Source organism: Bacillus toyonensis BCT-7112, assembly GCF_000496285.1.
In the GTDB taxonomy this organism is placed as follows: domain Bacteria; phylum Bacillota; class Bacilli; order Bacillales; family Bacillaceae_G; genus Bacillus_A; species Bacillus_A toyonensis.
The window spans coordinates 3,869,502-3,887,416 of the sequence record NC_022781.1 but is presented as its reverse complement, the minus strand read 5'-3'; the positions used below and the strand labels follow the sequence as shown (position 1 = coordinate 3,887,416).

Below are 17,915 nucleotides of genomic sequence, written 5' to 3'. Positions count from 1 at the left end.
ACTCACTTACTTTTTCGGTTCTGCTTTTTGACCAAACTCTTTTTCCCAACGCTCTAAAATTTTGTCGCGATTTTCTGCTGCCCATTTAAAGTCATTCTTTTTGTATAACTTTTCTGTCACATCTTTCGGGAATCCATCTGGAAGTTTATAGTTATTTTTAATTGTCGCAAATCCATTTTTCTCGAAGTATAACTTCATTACATCATCTGTAATTGCCCAGTCTAAAAACGCTTGTGCTAATTTATCATTTTTCGCATTATCTTTCTTAATAAGTGCATTCGCTTCTACTTCCCAGCCTAGTCCTTCTTTCGGCAGTACAACTTCAACTGGTGCACCTTTTTGTTTCTCTTTTAAAGCGCTATAAACCATTGACACACCAACTGGATATTCACCTGCACCTGCTAATTTCGCTGGTTTTGAACCGGAATGCGTATAAGATGCCATATTATCATGAAGTTTTTTCATGTAATCCCAGCCCTTATCTTCACCCATAATTTGCAACCATGCAGAAACTGTTAAAAATCCTGTTCCAGAAGAAGCTGGATGTGGCATAACAAGTGTTCCTTTATATTCTGGTTTCGTTAAATCTTCATATGATTCTGGCATCGGTAAATTTTTCTTCTTTAATTCTTCTTTATTTACAGCAATCCCCGTCATAAACGCAGTATTACCTACCCATTTTTCAGGTTTCTTATCATCTTTAAATTGCGGAAGGACACGATCCGCTCCTTTTGGAGAGTATTCTTTTAACATATCTTTTTTCTCTAAAGCTAATAGACTAGACGCCGCAGTTCCCCACACAACATCTGCTTGTGTATTTTTTCCTTCAGCTAGCAATTTCGCTGTAATAACTCCTGTTGAATCACGAACAATGTTCAACTTCACATCCGGGTATTTCTTTTTGAAAGAATCAAGATAAATCGGTACAAGCTCTTCTTCAATCGCTGTATAAACAGTTAACGATCCAGATAATTTATCATCTTTCACTTTTGCTCCAGCACTTTCTTCTTTCTTTGCACCACACCCCATTAATAACGAAAATACCATTCCAGTTGCTACAGCTTTAAAGATTGTTTTTTTCACTGTCTCTCTCTCCTTTTACAAATCTTATGTACAACTCAAATATAAACAATTAGTGTAAAAGCAGTATTAAACCAACATTAATCTTTTGTTTGTTGTTTGTTTTTGTGTAATACGTTGCTACTTCTATGTTTTTTCACATTTTTCTGCTAATATAAAATATTAAATTTACAAATAATTAAAAAAACCTTTATAATCCCACAAAAAAACGAGGCGTTTGTAAAAAACGCCTCATTTTTGTTTACCTTTTTTTGAATTTCGATTTGCATACTTTGCACTGTTTTCTCCTTCATACTCTAATGCAAATTCTGCATCTGGTAAGCTTTCTTTCGGAGTTTTATTATTGTTAATTGCTGCATTTTGTTTCACTTTTCTTTTTACCAATACGTTCACCTGCTCTCAAGAAATTACTTTCTACTCTAGTTTGGAGCAATCTGAAATAACTATTACTGGCAAGTGTTAACAAGTACATAAGAGCTTATAGATGGAAATACTACATACGAACAAACCTTTACAAAAAGGAGCGATTACTTTGAAAGAGAAAGAAACAATCCAATCGCCAATTTTAGACGAGACGCTCCCTCATCAAATGAACTTCCCTTCTTTTAAAGGAACAGGAAAAAAGATGCAACAACCTTTTGTAAATCAATATGATGTTGTAATTGGAGACAGTAAATACAATTCCGAGAACAGCCCCTTAAACAATTGGAGTGATGAGGTAAACCCTGCCATTATGGCTGGGGATGAATGGATCCATCCTACAAATGATATCGGGTGGATTGCAGAAGAAAATCAAGAATTACTTAAAAAAGAAGTTGATAATAAAAACGACGCTTTTATGCATCCCCAATTCGGAATTAACGATTAAAAAAACCATTCTACCTAACGCAGGTAGAATGGTTTCATACTATCCAATAATAATTCTTTCTTTCGGATATTTATAGCGAGGTGGTTGTTCTCTTCCACCACTAGCTAATATAAATGTTAAAATACCGACGCGTCCGATAAACATAAGTACAATAAGTACAAGTTTACCCACAGTTGTTAAATCTGGCGTAATACCTGTCGATAAACCTGTCGTCCCGAAAGCAGAACAAACTTCAACGATCAAGCTCATAAGCGGTACATTTTCCGTAATGGATAAAATAAATAGTGCCGTGGCACATAATAATATCCCCATCGTCATAACGACAGATGCTTTTAATACATCCTCTTCATGTAGCTGTCGTTTAAAGACTCGAACCGTTCTACCGCCCCTTGCAAATGTATATAACGATAATATACTAACCGCAAATGTTGTCGTACGTATCCCGCCCCCAACCGAACTTGGAGATGCTCCAATAAACATTAATATACTCATAAATAAAAGCGTTGGTTGTGACAATTCACGTATATCCATTGTAGCGAGTCCACCGCTTCGCGTCGTCACAGATTGGAATAACGTATAGAAAACAGTTTCATGCCATGACTTTCCTACTAAAAAATGATTTCGTTCTAGTAAAAAAATCATGATGGTTCCAACAACAACAAGTGCAAAAAATGTTGTTGTCGTCAATTTTGTAAATAACGAAAAACGAAAAAGTTGTTCTCTCTTCTTACTAAGAAATTGCTTCACTTCCATTAACACAGGGAAGCCAATCGCCCCTAAAATAATGAGTAACATATGAATCATTTGAACGATATAATCTTTTTTGTACGGGATTAGCGATTGTCCTGTTAAATCGAATCCACCGTTCGTCGTTGCACTAACAGCGGCAAAGAAACCGTGAAAATAAGCTTCTTGCCAAGTCGGAAAGTACAGTAAAAATCTTGTACCTAACAGGATGGCTCCAATGATTTCTATCGAAATAATTACAATTAAAATAGAACGCATTAATTCTACAAGACCCGATAAATTTCCTTGATTATGGTCTGCCATAATTAATCTTCTTCGCTGCAAACCAATCTTTTTACCCGTTATAATCCAAACGAATGTGCCAAGTGCCATGATGCCTAATCCGCCTAATTGTAAAATTAGAGCTAATACAATAATTCCTGCTGTTGTAAACGTATCTGAAATCGTAACAACTGAAAGTCCTGTAACACTTACCGCACTAACAGATGTAAATAGGGCATCGATAAATGTCCATTTCACACCATCCTTCGTAACAAATGGTAAACTAAGTAATATTACCGATACGACTACTGCTAATAAATAAAACAAAACAATAAGTTGTACGGGGCGTAATTTTTGTAAAAACTTTTTTATATCTCTCATTCCATCACTTCGCTACCTTTTTTCTATCGATTAAATAAAGAAAAATCATCACTTTCTTTATTTGTAAATAACTGCTGAAATAGTTTTGCAAATACCATTCCGTATACAGTTCCATTTCCCCCATATGGCAGTGCGTAATATAAATTATGTATCTTTTTATCTTCTTTTAAAATAGGGAGACCATCATGACTACCACCAAATGCTGCTGCCCAATAATACTCTGCCTGTATATTATTAAACTGCGGGAACATTTCTTTTACAATATTAATAAGGATATCACGCTTATGCAATAATTTCGTATCGCCGATATTTTGAATTTTCAACGCCTCATCTAATCCGCCTACAATAATGCGGTTTTGATACGTTCGAAAATATAGGTAAGGCCGTGCCGTTTCCCAAATTAATGATTTCTCATGCCAACCTTCGAACTGATCTATCTTATTTGTAACAACTGCATAAGACGTTTCTACTGTTGTATTTTTTTCTTTCTTTCCAAAAAGCGCTTCATAACCTGTCGCCATAATAATATTCTTTGCTGCTATTTTATTTCCTGTTTTTGTGTAACAAATTAAATCATTTTGAATTTGTTTAATATGTATTGCCTCTGTATGTTCATATATAGTAGCACCCATTTGCTTTGCTTTATGCAAAAGACTATGTGCTAACAAATATGGATTCACTTCTGCGTCACCGCTTGTATATAATGCTGCTTGTTTTGCAAATGAATAACGTTTCTTAATATCAGACTCTGTAAAATATTCAACTGGAAATTCATAATAGCGTAACGTATTATATTCTTCTTGTAAAAATGAAATATCCTCATCTCTACTCGCATAATACAAACTATTTCGCGGAATAAAATGGGGATCAATATCGAGAGTCGGTACAACCTTCTCCATTGTTCTAAGGGCTTCATAACAAAGCCTATATGCCCGTACCCCTTTTACTTTCCCAAATGTATGAATAAGAGAGGTTAACGATTTATCATGAAGAAATTGTAATAAACCTGTATTGGCAGCTGTGCTACCACATGCAATTGCTCTTTTTTCAATGAGCGTAACACGCATTCCTATCTTTGCTAATGAATACGCTATATGAGCACCCGCTTCGCCACTTCCGACTACGAGCACATCACATATCATATCATTTTCTAACGTTGGATAACAAGGTACAGAAACTCCTCTATTCCAAAACAACTTACCAGTCATAAGCTTCATAATTATACTCCTAAAATGTAAATTTCTCCTTTCTATGTTTTGTTATTTTCCATAAAAAAATCCAACTAACACAACGCTAGTTGGATTTTTTATTTTTAATTGGAACGCTCTTCAAGCCAATTTCCAATCGTCGGATATGTTTGTTTTACAGCTGTTCCACCGTAAACGATAGACATATGCCCTGTTGGTAAACATACATATTGTTTATCTGTGCTAGAAATATGATCTAGTAAAGCTTCTACTTGACATGGCAGAGCGATATGATCACGTTTCCCGGAAATATTTAAGACATTCGCCTTAATATTTGCAAGGTCTACCTTTTGTCCACGAATAACGAGTTCACCTTTAACCAATTTATTATTTTGATAAAAATCACGAATCCACTGTCTGTATGATTCACCCGGGAACGGAATGCCATCGCCAACCCACTTTTGAACTAATTTCCAGCTTTCGACGAAGCGCTCATTTTCTGAACGATCAACTAAAGCAACGTATGGACCAACAAAATTCGTAATTGGTTTTAACATCTTATTTCCGAAATCAATCATTTCCGGCGGAATATTTCCGAATGTATCAACCGCCTTATCTAAATTGAAATATTTCTCATCTAATAAAGGACCATATAATCCTGTTTCAGAGAAATCGAAAGGACTTGTCATAAAAATTAAGTTACGAATTGGCATATGCGGATGAAGTGCCGCATAAATAGACGTTAGCGTTCCACCCATGCAATAACCAAGTAAAGAAATCTCATCCGATTTTGCAGTTCGCATTACTTTCTTCACTGCTTTTGCAATATAATCGAACACGAAATCATCAAATTTCAAATGACTATCTTCTAAACCAAATGTACCCCAATCAAGCATATACACATCAAAACCACGATCTACTAAATATTCCACTAAACTATTTCCAGGAGTTAAATCCATAATATATGGCTTATTAATAAGAGCATATATTAATAAGATTGGGACTCTCTGTGTTTTTTCTTGTTTTGGAATGTAACGATAAAGCTTCGTTTTATTCTTCGTCCAAATAACCTCTTTCGGTGTTAAACCAACTTGTGGTTCTGGTTCGCGTAATAAAATTTCGCTCGCTCTTTTCACACGGCGATATGCTTTGCGATATTCTTCTGGGTACAACTCCAATTGCTTTTCCCATTCTGTTACGAATGTAGTCATTTTTCTATCTCCTTTTCGGTCGATTTCTTTCTAAAAAAAGAAGTGCATTCCTGATATGGATATGCACTTTTTTCTTACTTCATTACATGTATAATCCACCGTTAATGTTTAATTGCTGACCAGTGATATACGCACCGTCACGGCATAGGTATACTACACCTTTTGCAATTTCATCAGCTTGTCCAAAACGTTTTTTCGGGATTTTCGCAACGATTTTTTGACGCACTTCTTCTGGTACCTCTGCTACCATTTCAGTATCGATAAATCCTGGGCAAATTGCGTTTACAGTTACATTTGTTTTTGCAAGTTCTAACGCTAATGATTTTGTAAATCCTAGCATACCTGCTTTTGCTGCTGAGTAGTTTGTTTGTCCAAATCCACCAGCTTGACCAATAATAGAAGAAATACTAATGATTCTTCCTTCTTCTGCTTCCGATATGTATGGAAGTACCGCACTTGTCGTATTAAATACACTACTTAAGTTCACGTCAATTACGCGCTCCCAATCTTCACGATTTAATTTTTTGAATGTACGATCTCTTGTAATACCAGCATTATTAACAAGAATATCAACTTTACCAAAATGATTCACAGCTTCTTCTACAAGTCGGTTTGCATCTTCTACTTTAGAAACATCCGCTTGAACTGCATAAACGTCATGCCCTTCTTTTCCTAGTTCATTTACTAAGTTTTCAGCTGCTTCTTTACTGCTGTTATAGTTAATAACTACTTTTGCTCCCTCTTGTGCTAATGCTACTGTAATTGCTTTTCCAATTCCTTTTGCCCCACCTGTTACGATTGCTACTTTGCCATTTAATTGAACCATTTCTTTTCCCCCTTAAATGAATTTGTGAACGATTATTATGAATCATTTTGGTACCCATACTAATAGAGTCCATATATTAATTATGTTTCGTTGTTTATACGTGAAAACGAGATTCTCCCTCTCTCTTTTACACGTTGTAAACAAACGCTATTATCATTTTTTATTTTCTGGCTTATTCGCCGGCTTTACTTCTTCTTTTACAGGTACTTGTAGTTTAGCTAGTACTGCATTTTGCTTTTCTAGCAATTCTAAAATTTGATCAACTTTCGTTTCTAACGTGCGAATATCTTGTTTTACTTTCGTAACATCACGCTTTAATGTAGGAGCTTGTCCTAACGAATCCACTTTCTCTTCTAGAACTTCCTCAATATTATCAACTTTATTTTCTAAGTTAATAACAAGCGTAGCTACTCTAGCGATATCCTCTTTCGTTGGCACGTTCACTTGTTCTAAATAACTTTTTGTCGTATCATTTAATGCTTTTTGATAAAACAAATTCAAGTCTAGAACGCTGCCCATCCAAGCAGAATATTCTTCTGTTTTAATTGTTTCATTGAGCGCTTTTCCCCAAAATGTTTCGGTTTGTTCATAAGCATTTTTCCATGCTTGCAATGGATCGAATTTTTGATCAATCACTTCGCCTACACTCCCTTTTTTGTTTTTGAAACAATTCAACCTATTCACTATTTTCTAATATTCTGAATAAAACTTCAAGTCTATATTTTATTTTTCTTTATTTTCCAACAAATGTATTGACATTAAAAACAGATAGGTGTAAATTGCACTTATAAGCAAAAAATTCCATCTAACTGATTCATGAGGTGATGTACAATCATGCTACATAATGAACCAGAACACCCAGAAAGTTTGGAAAAAAACCAAGCGAAACAACCAAACTCCATGCCAAAAAACTTCTTAGTTCCTTTCTTACTTCTCTGTCTAAAAGACTGGAGTCTTCATGGTTACAAACTCATTCAAATGCTAATGGACATCGGCTTTTCTTCTGTTGACCAAGGTAATGTTTATAGAACACTACGCAAGTTAGAAAAAGAAAACCTTATTTCTTCTACTTGGGATACAAGCGATGGAGGGCCAGCAAAAAGAATTTATTCTTTAACTGAATATGGAGAGCAATATTTATCAACATGTGCGACTTCTTTTGAACATTATCAAAATATGTTGCGGACGTTTTTCACGTTATACACCAATGCATTCTTTCCATTTTCTACTTCTCCAGAAAAGGATGAAAAGGATTCTTCATCTTCACCTGGTGGTACAGCAGAGTAATCTGCGTTCACAATATGCAAAAAAACATTTGGAGGTCAAACAATGGAAACTAAACCATACGAATTAGTCGATGCATTTTGGAAAAACTGGTCTCAATCTCTTTCCCTCTTCTCTTCAGCTGGGAAACAATTAGAGCAACTTACTTTAGAAACGTTAAAACAACAACAAGACGCTTTGCATAAATTAACATCAGGAGTAAATGAACTAGAAAAAGAACTACAACAATTCACAGCTCAGTTCAATAACCAATATACAGATTACGTGAAGCAATTAACTGGAAACTCCTTAAATGATCAAATTAACGAGTGGCAAGGGAAATGGAATGAGCTTTCTACTCAAATGCATCAACTTACTGTTTCTCCTACAAAAACATCTTTGTCTATTCTTACTCAAACTAGCGGTCAATTTGAAGAAACAACAAAACACTTTATTGAACAACAACAATCGCAACGCGAAGAGGTTCAAAAACAGTTAGAAGTTTTTTTGGGAGAGTTCAAGTCCAAACAACTAGAACTCGCAAAGCAGTTCGAGGAAAACTCAAAAAATCTATTTACTTCCATCAAGTAAGAAAAATGTGGCAACTAACTGCAGCACAAACAAAACTCTTTCTTCCTCCTACTACATCAAGATGGCTTACATTTTTCGATATGGAAAAGAAGGAGGACAAAATGAATCCATTTCAAGAAGCACAAACTGTTCCGGAGCTTCGTTATGATGAGATTCAAGTCGGTGATCAAGCATCTCTAACAAAAACAATTACGGATGAGGACGTTATCAATTTTGCAAAATTGACTGGAGATGTAAATCCTATTCATATTTTAGACTCTTTTGCAAAAACGACAATGTTTAAAGAACGTATTGCTCACGGTATGCTCGTTTCAAGTTTTATTTCTACTGTTCTTGGAACGAAACTCCCAGGAAAAAATACGATTTATTTATCCCAAAACGTTTCATTCCGTGCTCCTGTCAAAATCGGCGATACACTTCGTGTAGTGGCAGAAGTCATTAAAAAACGGGATGATAAGAAAATCATTACATTACAAACAAACATCTACAATCAATCCGATGATATTGTCGTGGAAGGTACAGCGACAATACTGAAAAAAGAGTAGCAAATTTGCTACTCTTTTTTCTATCCAAGAACTTCTAATCACACCGATTACTTCCGGGTATGAGTACATCGTTTCCACATAAAATAACGTTACCAGTTTAGATAGTACTTAACTTGGCTGAACTGGACTACTCAAAAGGATGTGTGTCAACATGGTAAAAACAAACAAATTACTAGTTCCAGGTGCAGAACAAGCACTTGAACAATTTAAATATGAAATTGCACAAGAATTCGGTGTTAGCTTAGGCTCAGATACAGCATCTCGTTCTAACGGTTCCGTTGGCGGTGAAGTAACAAAACGTCTTGTTGCTTTAGCTCAACAACAATTACGCGGATAATACTATAACATATGGCTTAGAGGCAGATATTCTCTGCCTCTTTCTATTTGCAACATACATAATAGCGCTTTTTCACATACTAGTAAGAACAAACTGAAAGGAACGATATGTGAGATGAAACGGATTAATATTAGCATGAGCCCTCCTCGTGTTCTTACTTTATCTTTTATTGTATTATCAATTGTCGGCACATGCTTATTAAAACTACCAATTGCTACAACAACATCTATTTCATGGCTCGATGCCTTATTTACAACGGTTTCTGCTTGTACAGTTACAGGGCTTGGTGTTGTGGACACTGGAAAAGTATTTACCTTATTTGGTCAATGTGTAATTTTAACACTTATACAAGTTGGCGGTCTTGGCATTATGAGCTTCGCTGTTTTAATTGCAATTATGCTTGGCAGAAAAATCGGTCTTCAGAATCGCATTTTGTTACAACAAGCACTAAATCAAACGAATATCGGCGGTGTCATTCGTCTTGCCAAAGCATTATTTCTATTCTCTTTTACAGTAGAATGTATTGCTACTTTGCTCCTCTCTTTTGAATGGGTACCAAAATACGGAATTGCTAAAGGGTTCTATTATAGTTTTTTTCATTCGATCTCTGCCTTTAACAACGCTGGTTTTTCTGTGTGGAGCGATAATTTAATGTCCCATTCTCATAGTATTCTCGTCAATCTCGTTATTTCTTCTCTCATAATTTTAGGTGGAATCGGTTTTACAGTGATTATAGATATAAAAAGAAAAAAGAACTTTAAAAACCTTACATTACATTCAAAACTCATGCTCTCTTCTACTCTAATCGTCAATATTATTGCTACCGTTTTTATTTTCATATTCGAGTTCCATAATTCTCTTTCTATGAGAGGTTTTACCCCATTTGAAGAAGGAATGGCTGCTTATTTCCAAGCAATTTCAACGCGCACTGCCGGATTTAATACCGTTGATATTTCTGCATTAACAAAACCTTCCCTTTTATTAATGATGCTTCTTATGTTTATTGGTGCTGGTAGTGCTTCAACTGGTGGTGGAATTAAGTTAACAACATTTTTAATTATGTTTTTTGGCGTATTTAAATTTTTACAAGAACAAGATGATATTGTTGTGTTTAAAAAATCCATTAAAGATACGCTCATTGTCAAATCATTGACCATTACTATTATTTCCATTTCATTTATCTTTGCTGCTATTTTAATTTTAAGTATTACTGAGCGAGTTCCTCTATTGATGAGTGCTTTCGAAGTATTTTCAGCATTTGGAACAGTCGGTCTCAGTATGAATTTAACGCCACACTTAACGATAATTGGAAAAGCTATTATTATCTTTATGATGTTTTTTGGAAAAATGGGACCATTAACATTGGCTTTTTCATTTGCACGCAAAAAGAACCGGAAAATAAAATATCCGAACGAAGATATTTTAACAGGTTGACAACCGTATAAATTATCCATATAATGAGAGTACAATAGCATATCTCCAAAGGGGAGTAGCGTCCAAGAATATTTCTTGGAAACAAAGTCGTCATTACGTAGAACTTAGTTCTTCCGGCTTTGTTGGCATTTTTATTACATATGTCTAGCAAGACCTTTGCCTATTAACGGCAGAGGTCTTTTTTGTATTCATCACCAAATTCTTCCAAAGTTAATAGGCAGGAGTATGGGGAAACTAAATAGTGGGGAAATTCTTCACTTATTTAGTACTTATAGAAATGAGAGGAGAATGTACATGGATGTATCATTATTATTGGAGTATGGTTGGGTATTACTCATCCTGATTGCACTTGAGGGGATTTTAGCGGCTGATAACGCGCTTGTTCTTGCAATTATGGTAAAACATTTACCAGAAGAAAAACGTAAAAAAGCACTATTTTACGGATTAGCGGGGGCATTTGTTTTCCGATTCGGATCGTTATTTATGATTTCGTTCTTAGTCGATGTATGGCAAGTGCAAGCAATCGGTGCTATTTACCTTATGTTTATCGCTGGTAATCACTTATTTAAAACGTATGTTAAAAAGAATACGGATGAAGACACAGAAGAAAAAGAAGCAAAGAAAAAACAAGAGAATTTTTGGTGGACTGTATTTAAAGTCGAGGTTGCTGATATCGCCTTTGCAGTTGATTCAATTTTAGCTGCTGTTGCATTAGCAATGACTTTACCGAAAACAGGACTAGGTACAATTGGTAGTCTTGATACTGGGCAATTCGTTGTTATCTTTGTAGGTGGACTTATTGGATTAATCATTATGCGATTTGCAGCAACTGCTTTCGTACAAATATTAAAACGTAAACCAGGACTTGAAACTGCAGCATTCTTAATTGTAGGTTGGGTTGGTGTGAAGTTAGCAATCTATACATTAGCACACCCTGCATTAAATGTAATTCCGCATTCATTCCCAGAATCTACTCCGTGGAAACTTACATTCTGGATTGTATTAGTTGGAATCGCAGTTGGCGGTTGGTTCTTCTCGAAAGAAGTAGAAGTAAAAGTAGAAAAGAATTTAGACGAAAAAGCGCTGTAATTACAGCGCTTTTTCTTTTTTATTTCAATTCCCTCTCTATTTTTAGAAAAAATTCCATTATACTACCTTTTGTAATCGCTTTCTTATTTTATGTATGTCCTTTTTGTGAAATATTGCACAAACTTATTGAAACTGTGAACGAATCCATGTACTTTATTCATATAAGGAGTATTTATAGAAGATTTACTAAAGGAGCGTATGACTCATGCTAGAACAAGGATTAGATTATGTTGTCAAACTGGCTAAGAGCAAAAAGAAAATGCTAGATATAAATCCGATGCAATATTTCATTCGTGCTGCACTTGCGGGCATTTATATCGGTTTTATTATTGTACTATGTTTTAAATTAGGTAACTTTTTTCACATTGCAGATTCACCAGCAACTTATTTAGCTGCTTCCATGTTTTTCGGGATTGCCCTCGTACTTATTATATATGGTGGTGCTGAATTATTTACTGGAAATACAATGTACTTCACAGTAGCAACTTTAAGAAAAGAAACAACGATTTCTGATACACTTCGCAACTGGATTGCATGTTATGCAGGTAACTTAGCGGGTGCTTTATTCTTTGCCTTACTATTTTACGCAACTGGCATTTTCGAAGCGATTGATCACGGTCATTTAATGAATAAAGTAGTTGAAGGAAAGATGAATACACCTACAATGCAATTATTCTTTAAAGCAATTTTATGTAACTGGCTTGTCTGTCTTGCCTGCTTCTTACCTTCTCAAGTGAAAGGTGACACAGCCAAAATATTAATGATGATGATGCTCGTTTTCACTTTCTTTTTATCTGGTTATGAGCATAGCATTGCAAACTTATCACTGTTTGCTTTATCTTTAGTATCACCACATCCTGAGACAATTTCTTTTGCAGGCGCTATTCATAACTTAATTCCAGTTACAATCGGTAACATTATTGGCGGGTCCGTATTTGTCGGTATGGTATATCACTACTTAACAAAGAAAACACCTGATGTTAAACAGGAAGAGACTGTAATCGCAGCAGCTCAACAAGAAGAGATTATTCCTTTACAAGCACATATGAAACATTAAAAACTCCAAAGTTAGACTTTGGAGTTTTTAGCTCCCCACATATTTCACAATAATACTTGCTTCAATCTCTCCTTGTTCTTTTCCACCCTCTATTCTTTGTTTCATCTTATCCATACCAATGACATCATTTGTGTGAAAGTGGATTTCCTTAACATATAATCCCTCTTTACAAAAAATATTTACGAAATCAAATCCATTACTCTGCCGCCATCCCATATTAAAGTCGAGAGAAATAATATTTACCTCATTCTCCCTAACAAATTGCAAGGCAGTTTCTACTGTAGTTGCGGGCACATATCCAAACGGACAACCTCTTTGATCATCCATATATATTCATTCTCTATCCCCCTCTATTTTGAATACACAATTAATACATAACATATTGCTCCAAGACTAATAAAAGGGCCAAATGGAATTGGTTTACTTGCTTCTATACGCTTTAATAAAATACCCATCCCGAAAAAACAAAGACTACAATAAGACGCTAAAAATAAAATAATAAAAACCCCTTTCAATCCCACTATAAATCCAAGTAGCGAGAGTAATTTTATATCCCCTCCACCAAGCCCTTCTGGATATATCTTTTGCATACAATATAACAAAAAGAGTATAACCCCACTACCAACTATACTATCTATCCACGTAACTAACGGTACAAAAATACATTCTAAAATAAGCAGAAAAGCAAACGAAATTAAAATACGATCAGGAATTAACATATATATATAATCTGTAACGGAAATAATAAGAAGTAACGAAAAAAGCGATAAAATGATGAGAAGCTCTCGTTCTACTCCAATCATATATACAGTAAGAAAAAATATTGTACCGGTTACAAATTCAAATACTACGTACAGAATCGGAATTCCCCTCTTACAATTCGTACAGCGCCCTCTTTGTATACAAAATGAAATGATTGGAATTAGTTCTTTTGGCTTTAGTACATACTTACAATAATGACAATGCGAACGCGGTGTAATAATAGACTCGCCTAAAGGAACCCTTATTGCGATTAGCATAAAAAAAGAACCAAACACCATACCCACTAACAATGCATATATATAAGTGAACATCCCTTCCTCTCCTTTCCAAAAGAACATAACAAAAAAAGGAGAGAACTTCTACTTCATATTATCCTTTATTCTACTAAAAAAGCAGGCCATTTTCTGGCCTGCTTTCCCCTCTTTTATACGATGAAATATACCGCTTTTAATGGTCCGTGTACTCCGACAACAAGATTCATTTCAATGTCAGCAGAGTTACTAGGTCCTGTAATAAAGTTAATACAAGATGCCGCTGTCTCGCCATTTTCTACACGTGAGTTCATATCCTGAACTGCTTGCGTAATACGAGGCACAAGTGTTTCACGTGGAATAATAGCAAAGTATACAGTCGGTAAAAAGTGTAAAGAACGTCCTTGCCCTTTATGACTTTGTACAACAATTGTACCAGATTCAGCTAATGTATAATCACTAAATGCAATACCGATATTCGCTTTTTCAGCTATACGCATATTTTCGTCTTTTCTCTCTGGATCCCATACGTTTACTTCAATATCTCGCTTTGGAAGTTCTTCTTTAAATAAAGATGTTAAACCATATGCATCAAAGCGTTCATCTGCTGATAATAAAATAGGTCCCCCGCCGTTTTCCATGATTACTTTTTGAAGGTCTTCATACAAACGGTCATTTGTCGTTTCTACTACAGTTGTATGAATGTTTGTACATTGCTTTTTAAATACTTCTAGTAATTCTTCTTGTGAATAATCTTTTAACGTTTCTATATTCACATTACTTTTCCATACTGGACGCTCGACACCTTCTCTTTTACGCGCACGCCCAAGTTCTTTTGCAATGTTATCTAGAAAGGAATCACGGTTTTGAATTAATCCTGCCATTATTTATTCCCGCCTTTCTTATGATCTTTATACCAATCACGGAATCTTTCTTTACTTGGCGCTGGGAATTCACGAATATCCGTCCAGTTTTTAAGTGGTCCAACACCTTTTGATACACGGTTACCAGATGTGAATGGACTCATTGCTGCTGGTGCCATTTTTGAGCCCATTTTGTATAATGCAGCTGAAGAAGCACCCATACTAAACATTTTCATCGCTAATTTTTCTGCAAGTGGCGCACGTCCTTCTTGTTCAACGATTACTTGGCGATGCTTTAATAATAAATCATGTAATGGAATTTTTACTGGACAAGCCTCTGTACATGCTCCGCATAAACTAGATGCATAAGGAAGCTCTTTGTAATCATCATATCCACCTAAAAGTGGTGTTAATACCGCACCGATTGGTCCTGAGTAAATCGATCCATATGAATGTCCACCAACGTGACGATATACAGGACATACATTTACACAAGCTGCGCAACGAATACATTGCAATACTGAACGGAATTCAGATCCAAGAATTTGAGAACGACCATTATCAACAACAACTAAATGGAACTCTTCAGGTCCATCAACTTCCTCTTCTTGAATTGGTCCTGCTACTGTTACATAACTTGTTAACTTTTGACCTACCGCACTACGGCATAGTAAACCAACTAAAACATCTAACTCTTCCATTGTCGGAACCATACGTTCCATACCCATTACTGCTATTTGTGTTTTCGGAATTGACATAACAAGATCCGCATTACCTTCGTTCGTTACTAAACAAAGAGATCCCGTATTTGCAACAGCGAAGTTACAACCCGTCACACCAATTTCCGCATCCATAAATTTCTCACGAAGTTGTTTACGAACAAACTTTGTCATCTCATATGGATCATCAGAATTTTCATAGCCAAGTTTTTCTTTAAATACATCGCGAATTTGCGTTCTATTTTTATGAAGTGCAGGCGCAATAATATGTGAAGGTGGATCGTTATCTACTTGCAAGATATACTCTCCTAAGTCACTTTCTAACACTTCACAACCAATTTCTTCAAGCGCATGGTTCATACTAATTTCTTCTGTTACCATCGACTTTGATTTCACTACTTTTTTCGCTTGTTTCTTTTTCGCGACGTCTTGAATATACTTTGCTGCTTCCTCTTTCGTTTTCGCAAAGTACACATGGCCGCCTCTTTTTGATACATTTTCACTTAACTGCATTAAGTAATAATCAAGATTTTCTAACGTATGTTGACGAATTTGTTCACCTAGTTCACGCCACTCTTCCCAGTTTCCCAATTCGTCCGCTGCTTTTAATCGATTCGTATATAAACGCGTTTGTGCAGAAGATACTGCTCCACGCATAAACGAATCTTGAATTCCATCGCCTACGCGATCATTAAATTTTTTCTCACTGATTTTCATAGACATAGCTTATGTTCCCCCTTCATGAGCGACTATTCAGTACCTCAGCAATATGCATTACTTTTACTTCTTTTCCTAAACGCTCAATACGTCCGCCAATGTTTAACAAACACCCACAATCTGCACCGATTAAATAATCAGCACCTGTTTCCATTACACTATCTACTTTTTCATCTACCATTTGCTCAGAAATCGGAGTCATCTTAACTGAAAACGTTCCCCCAAACCCACAACAATTTTGCACGTTTGGCAGTTCTCTCACAGTTAATCCTTTTACATTAGACAATAAAATTCCTGGTGCCTCTTTTACTCCAAGCAGGCGTGTCATATGACAAGACTTATGAATAGTAGCTATTCCTGGTAAACTTGCACCCACATCTGTCACTTTTAAAACATCTACAATAAATTGTGTAAATTCATATGTTTTATCAGCAACCTTTTGTGCACGTTTAGCCCATTTCGGGTCATCTTTAAAAACATGCGGATACTCATGAAACATTGTCGCACAAGAGCCAGATGGCGTAACGATATATTCTGCATCTTCGAAAGTCTCAATCATATGTTTCATCGCTTCTTTTGCTGCTTCTACATGGCCGCTATTATAAGCAGGCTGACCACAACAAACTTGTGCTTCCGGAAATTCAATTTCACAACCTAAACGCTCCAACACTTCAACTGTTGCTTTACCGACATTTGTTTCAAACATATCGACTAAACAAGTAACAAATAAAGTAACTTTCATAATTATTACTCCCCCTCTTTACAACTTCGCCAACAAACATATGGTCATCAGATGACTTAAGAGAGAAGAAATAGGCTCAACCATGGCCTATCCTCTCCCTTTTCTAAAGAAAACGCTTACTTAATCTTTCTCTATTTTATCAGAAAATTAGATTTTTTGAAGATTAAATTACGAATTTATATCGTTTCTACCTGTGACAATATGTTCTACATTTGTTAAATGCTCTAGCATTGCTTGCTGCGCTAATTCTACATCTTGTTTTAAAACCGCATCATATATAACTTGATGCTCTTCTATAAGTCGTTCTGATGTCGTTTGTTCACCATATAAAATAATGCGTCTTGATTCACCAATCGTTTCAGCAATCATCTCTGAAACATGATTCATGAGTTCAAGCAAAATGCTATTATGCGAAGACTCTGCAATTCCCATATGGAACTGAAAATCTGCTTTTTCGCCAGCCTTTTCATCTCCAATGCTCTTTGCCATTTCATCTAACCAATGTTTCATATTTTGCAAATTATCTTCCGTACGTTTTGCCGCTGCTGCTCGAACTGCCCCCACTTCAAGCACCTTTCGCACTTCTAATAAATTCAAAATATCTTCTTTCTTCATTAATAATCTATTGTTTAATGATTTTGTTAATGAAGAAGAATCAAAGTTCTTCACATATGTGCCTTCTCCTTGCTTCATTTCAATTAAGCCCATCGCTCTTAGCGCACTTAACGCTTCACGAACAGCAGATCTGCCAACTTGAAACTGCTCAGCTAATTGATGCACAGGAAGTAGCTTGTCACCAGGTTTTAACGTACCATTTTTAATCATTGTTAAAATAGCTTCAGATACTTCTTCGTAAATTTTTTTCGGTTTAATAGATTTGTACTCCAGTTAAATCACCTCAGTATCTTCCAAACAACAATTGAAACGATTTATAAGAACTTAGCATCCATACCTATTTTAGAACGAATTGGTAAGAAGTACAAA

General features: G+C 35.6%; 21 protein-coding genes and 1 riboswitch. Of the genes, 8 read left to right on the top strand and 13 right to left on the bottom strand.

Annotation, left to right across the window (positions count from 1 at the left end; translation table 11 throughout):
* Positions 1-6: 6 nt before the first annotated feature.
* Positions 7-1,083, bottom strand: coding sequence for a putative 2-aminoethylphosphonate ABC transporter substrate-binding protein (locus BTOYO_RS19885; RefSeq protein ID WP_000750904.1), 1,077 nt, complete (start codon positions 1,081-1,083; stop codon positions 7-9).
* Positions 1,084-1,311: 228 nt separating this feature from the next.
* Complete coding sequence (locus BTOYO_RS27775; protein ID WP_000240799.1) at positions 1,312-1,464, bottom strand: hypothetical protein; 153 nt, start codon at positions 1,462-1,464, stop codon at positions 1,312-1,314.
* Positions 1,465-1,564: 100 nt separating this feature from the next.
* On the opposite strand from BTOYO_RS27775, the gene BTOYO_RS19875 reads away from it, so the two are divergent.
* Positions 1,565-1,948, top strand: coding sequence for a DUF3905 domain-containing protein (locus BTOYO_RS19875; RefSeq protein WP_023441185.1), 384 nt, complete (start codon positions 1,565-1,567; stop codon positions 1,946-1,948).
* Between the two features lie 39 nt (positions 1,949-1,987).
* Here BTOYO_RS19875 and BTOYO_RS19870 read toward each other — a convergent pair whose 3' ends face one another.
* The 5 genes from BTOYO_RS19870 to phaR all read right to left on the bottom strand — a co-directional run bounded on the left by BTOYO_RS19870 (position 1,988) and on the right by phaR (position 7,197).
* The gene (locus BTOYO_RS19870; RefSeq protein WP_001204701.1) at positions 1,988-3,337 is read right to left on the bottom strand and encodes a TrkH family potassium uptake protein; all 1,350 of its coding nucleotides are present in this window, start codon (positions 3,335-3,337) and stop codon (positions 1,988-1,990) included.
* 23 nt (positions 3,338-3,360) lie between these two features.
* Positions 3,361-4,554: an NAD(P)/FAD-dependent oxidoreductase gene (locus BTOYO_RS19865; RefSeq protein ID WP_000772553.1), complete on the bottom strand. Its 1,194-nt coding sequence runs from the start codon at positions 4,552-4,554 to the stop codon at positions 3,361-3,363.
* Positions 4,555-4,649: 95 nt separating this feature from the next.
* Entirely contained in the window at positions 4,650-5,735 is a 1,086-nt protein-coding gene (gene phaC, locus BTOYO_RS19860) for a class III poly(R)-hydroxyalkanoic acid synthase subunit PhaC (protein ID WP_000206839.1), read from the bottom strand.
* A gap of 82 nt (positions 5,736-5,817) precedes the next feature.
* Entirely contained in the window at positions 5,818-6,561 is a 744-nt protein-coding gene (locus BTOYO_RS19855; protein WP_000250411.1) for an acetoacetyl-CoA reductase, read from the bottom strand.
* Between the two features lie 153 nt (positions 6,562-6,714).
* Positions 6,715-7,197, bottom strand: a complete 483-nt coding sequence (phaR, locus tag BTOYO_RS19850; RefSeq protein WP_000566960.1) for a polyhydroxyalkanoic acid synthase subunit PhaR — start codon at positions 7,195-7,197, stop codon at positions 6,715-6,717.
* A gap of 198 nt (positions 7,198-7,395) precedes the next feature.
* On the opposite strand from phaR, the gene phaQ reads away from it, so the two are divergent.
* From phaQ to BTOYO_RS19815, 7 genes are all read left to right on the top strand, one after another.
* Entirely contained in the window at positions 7,396-7,848 is a 453-nt protein-coding gene (gene phaQ / locus BTOYO_RS19845) for a poly-beta-hydroxybutyrate-responsive repressor (protein ID WP_000903016.1), read from the top strand.
* Positions 7,849-7,890: 42 nt separating this feature from the next.
* On the top strand, positions 7,891-8,415 hold the full coding sequence (gene phaP / locus BTOYO_RS19840; RefSeq protein WP_000448600.1) for a polyhydroxyalkanoic acid inclusion protein PhaP: 525 nt from the start codon (positions 7,891-7,893) through the stop codon (positions 8,413-8,415).
* A gap of 101 nt (positions 8,416-8,516) precedes the next feature.
* On the top strand, positions 8,517-8,960 hold the full coding sequence (locus BTOYO_RS19835) for a MaoC family dehydratase (RefSeq protein WP_001067920.1): 444 nt from the start codon (positions 8,517-8,519) through the stop codon (positions 8,958-8,960).
* A 151-nt stretch (positions 8,961-9,111) separates the two neighbouring features.
* A complete protein-coding gene (locus BTOYO_RS19830) occupies positions 9,112-9,297 on the top strand; it encodes an alpha/beta-type small acid-soluble spore protein (RefSeq protein ID WP_000241211.1) in 186 nt (61 codons plus the stop codon).
* A 114-nt stretch (positions 9,298-9,411) separates the two neighbouring features.
* Positions 9,412-10,731 carry a TrkH family potassium uptake protein gene (locus tag BTOYO_RS19825; protein ID WP_000822351.1) on the top strand — a complete coding sequence of 440 codons (1,320 nt, stop codon included), beginning with the start codon at positions 9,412-9,414 and terminating at the stop codon, positions 10,729-10,731.
* 38 nt (positions 10,732-10,769) lie between these two features.
* A riboswitch (yybP-ykoY riboswitch) is annotated at positions 10,770-10,935 on the top strand.
* A 90-nt stretch (positions 10,936-11,025) separates the two neighbouring features.
* Positions 11,026-11,820 (top strand): TerC family protein, encoded by a 795-nt coding sequence (locus tag BTOYO_RS19820; RefSeq protein ID WP_000383309.1) that lies wholly within the window; start codon positions 11,026-11,028, stop codon positions 11,818-11,820.
* Positions 11,821-12,025: 205 nt separating this feature from the next.
* Positions 12,026-12,877: a formate/nitrite transporter family protein gene (locus tag BTOYO_RS19815; protein WP_000893032.1), complete on the top strand. Its 852-nt coding sequence runs from the start codon at positions 12,026-12,028 to the stop codon at positions 12,875-12,877.
* A 27-nt stretch (positions 12,878-12,904) separates the two neighbouring features.
* Here BTOYO_RS19815 and BTOYO_RS19810 read toward each other — a convergent pair whose 3' ends face one another.
* From BTOYO_RS19810 to BTOYO_RS19785, 6 genes are all read right to left on the bottom strand, one after another.
* On the bottom strand, positions 12,905-13,204 hold the full coding sequence (locus tag BTOYO_RS19810) for a cyclic-phosphate processing receiver domain-containing protein (RefSeq protein WP_000342675.1): 300 nt from the start codon (positions 13,202-13,204) through the stop codon (positions 12,905-12,907).
* A gap of 23 nt (positions 13,205-13,227) precedes the next feature.
* Positions 13,228-13,977, bottom strand: coding sequence for a prepilin peptidase (locus BTOYO_RS19805; protein WP_002038259.1), 750 nt, complete (start codon positions 13,975-13,977; stop codon positions 13,228-13,230).
* A gap of 86 nt (positions 13,978-14,063) precedes the next feature.
* On the bottom strand, positions 14,064-14,774 hold the full coding sequence (locus tag BTOYO_RS19800; protein WP_000907756.1) for a LutC/YkgG family protein: 711 nt from the start codon (positions 14,772-14,774) through the stop codon (positions 14,064-14,066).
* Positions 14,774-16,195: a LutB/LldF family L-lactate oxidation iron-sulfur protein gene (locus BTOYO_RS19795; RefSeq protein ID WP_000061931.1), complete on the bottom strand. Its 1,422-nt coding sequence runs from the start codon at positions 16,193-16,195 to the stop codon at positions 14,774-14,776. The genes BTOYO_RS19800 and BTOYO_RS19795 overlap by 1 nt, the downstream gene beginning before the upstream one ends.
* 16 nt (positions 16,196-16,211) lie before the next feature.
* Positions 16,212-16,931, bottom strand: a complete 720-nt coding sequence (locus tag BTOYO_RS19790) for a (Fe-S)-binding protein (RefSeq protein ID WP_000869145.1) — start codon at positions 16,929-16,931, stop codon at positions 16,212-16,214.
* A 168-nt stretch (positions 16,932-17,099) separates the two neighbouring features.
* Complete coding sequence (locus BTOYO_RS19785; RefSeq protein ID WP_000594444.1) at positions 17,100-17,756, bottom strand: FadR/GntR family transcriptional regulator; 657 nt, start codon at positions 17,754-17,756, stop codon at positions 17,100-17,102.
* Positions 17,757-17,915 lie beyond the last annotated feature (159 nt).

What these genes read in the sequence shown, in the direction of transcription:
- BTOYO_RS19830 (WP_000241211.1), top strand. Translation starts at nt 9,112, where the DNA reads ATGGTAAAAACAAACAAATTACTAGTTCCAGGTGCAGAACAAGCACTT.
- BTOYO_RS19865 (WP_000772553.1), bottom strand. Translation starts at nt 4,554, where the DNA reads ATGAAGCTTATGACTGGTAAGTTGTTTTGGAATAGAGGAGTTTCTGTA.
- phaQ (WP_000903016.1), top strand. Translation starts at nt 7,396, where the DNA reads ATGCTACATAATGAACCAGAACACCCAGAAAGTTTGGAAAAAAACCAA.
- BTOYO_RS19875 (WP_023441185.1), top strand. Translation starts at nt 1,565, where the DNA reads ATGGAAATACTACATACGAACAAACCTTTACAAAAAGGAGCGATTACT.
- BTOYO_RS19870 (WP_001204701.1), bottom strand. Translation starts at nt 3,337, where the DNA reads ATGAGAGATATAAAAAAGTTTTTACAAAAATTACGCCCCGTACAACTT.
- BTOYO_RS19855 (WP_000250411.1), bottom strand. Translation starts at nt 6,561, where the DNA reads ATGGTTCAATTAAATGGCAAAGTAGCAATCGTAACAGGTGGGGCAAAA.
- BTOYO_RS19795 (WP_000061931.1), bottom strand. Translation starts at nt 16,195, where the DNA reads ATGTCTATGAAAATCAGTGAGAAAAAATTTAATGATCGCGTAGGCGAT.
- phaC (WP_000206839.1), bottom strand. Translation starts at nt 5,735, where the DNA reads ATGACTACATTCGTAACAGAATGGGAAAAGCAATTGGAGTTGTACCCA.
- BTOYO_RS19800 (WP_000907756.1), bottom strand. Translation starts at nt 14,774, where the DNA reads ATGGCAGGATTAATTCAAAACCGTGATTCCTTTCTAGATAACATTGCA.
- BTOYO_RS19785 (WP_000594444.1), bottom strand. Translation starts at nt 17,756, where the DNA reads ATGATTAAAAATGGTACGTTAAAACCTGGTGACAAGCTACTTCCTGTG.
- BTOYO_RS19825 (WP_000822351.1), top strand. Translation starts at nt 9,412, where the DNA reads ATGAAACGGATTAATATTAGCATGAGCCCTCCTCGTGTTCTTACTTTA.
- BTOYO_RS19815 (WP_000893032.1), top strand. Translation starts at nt 12,026, where the DNA reads ATGCTAGAACAAGGATTAGATTATGTTGTCAAACTGGCTAAGAGCAAA.
- BTOYO_RS19790 (WP_000869145.1), bottom strand. Translation starts at nt 16,931, where the DNA reads ATGAAAGTTACTTTATTTGTTACTTGTTTAGTCGATATGTTTGAAACA.
- BTOYO_RS19810 (WP_000342675.1), bottom strand. Translation starts at nt 13,204, where the DNA reads ATGGATGATCAAAGAGGTTGTCCGTTTGGATATGTGCCCGCAACTACA.
- BTOYO_RS19805 (WP_002038259.1), bottom strand. Translation starts at nt 13,977, where the DNA reads ATGTTCTTTTGGAAAGGAGAGGAAGGGATGTTCACTTATATATATGCA.
- BTOYO_RS19835 (WP_001067920.1), top strand. Translation starts at nt 8,517, where the DNA reads ATGAATCCATTTCAAGAAGCACAAACTGTTCCGGAGCTTCGTTATGAT.
- BTOYO_RS19820 (WP_000383309.1), top strand. Translation starts at nt 11,026, where the DNA reads ATGGATGTATCATTATTATTGGAGTATGGTTGGGTATTACTCATCCTG.
- phaP (WP_000448600.1), top strand. Translation starts at nt 7,891, where the DNA reads ATGGAAACTAAACCATACGAATTAGTCGATGCATTTTGGAAAAACTGG.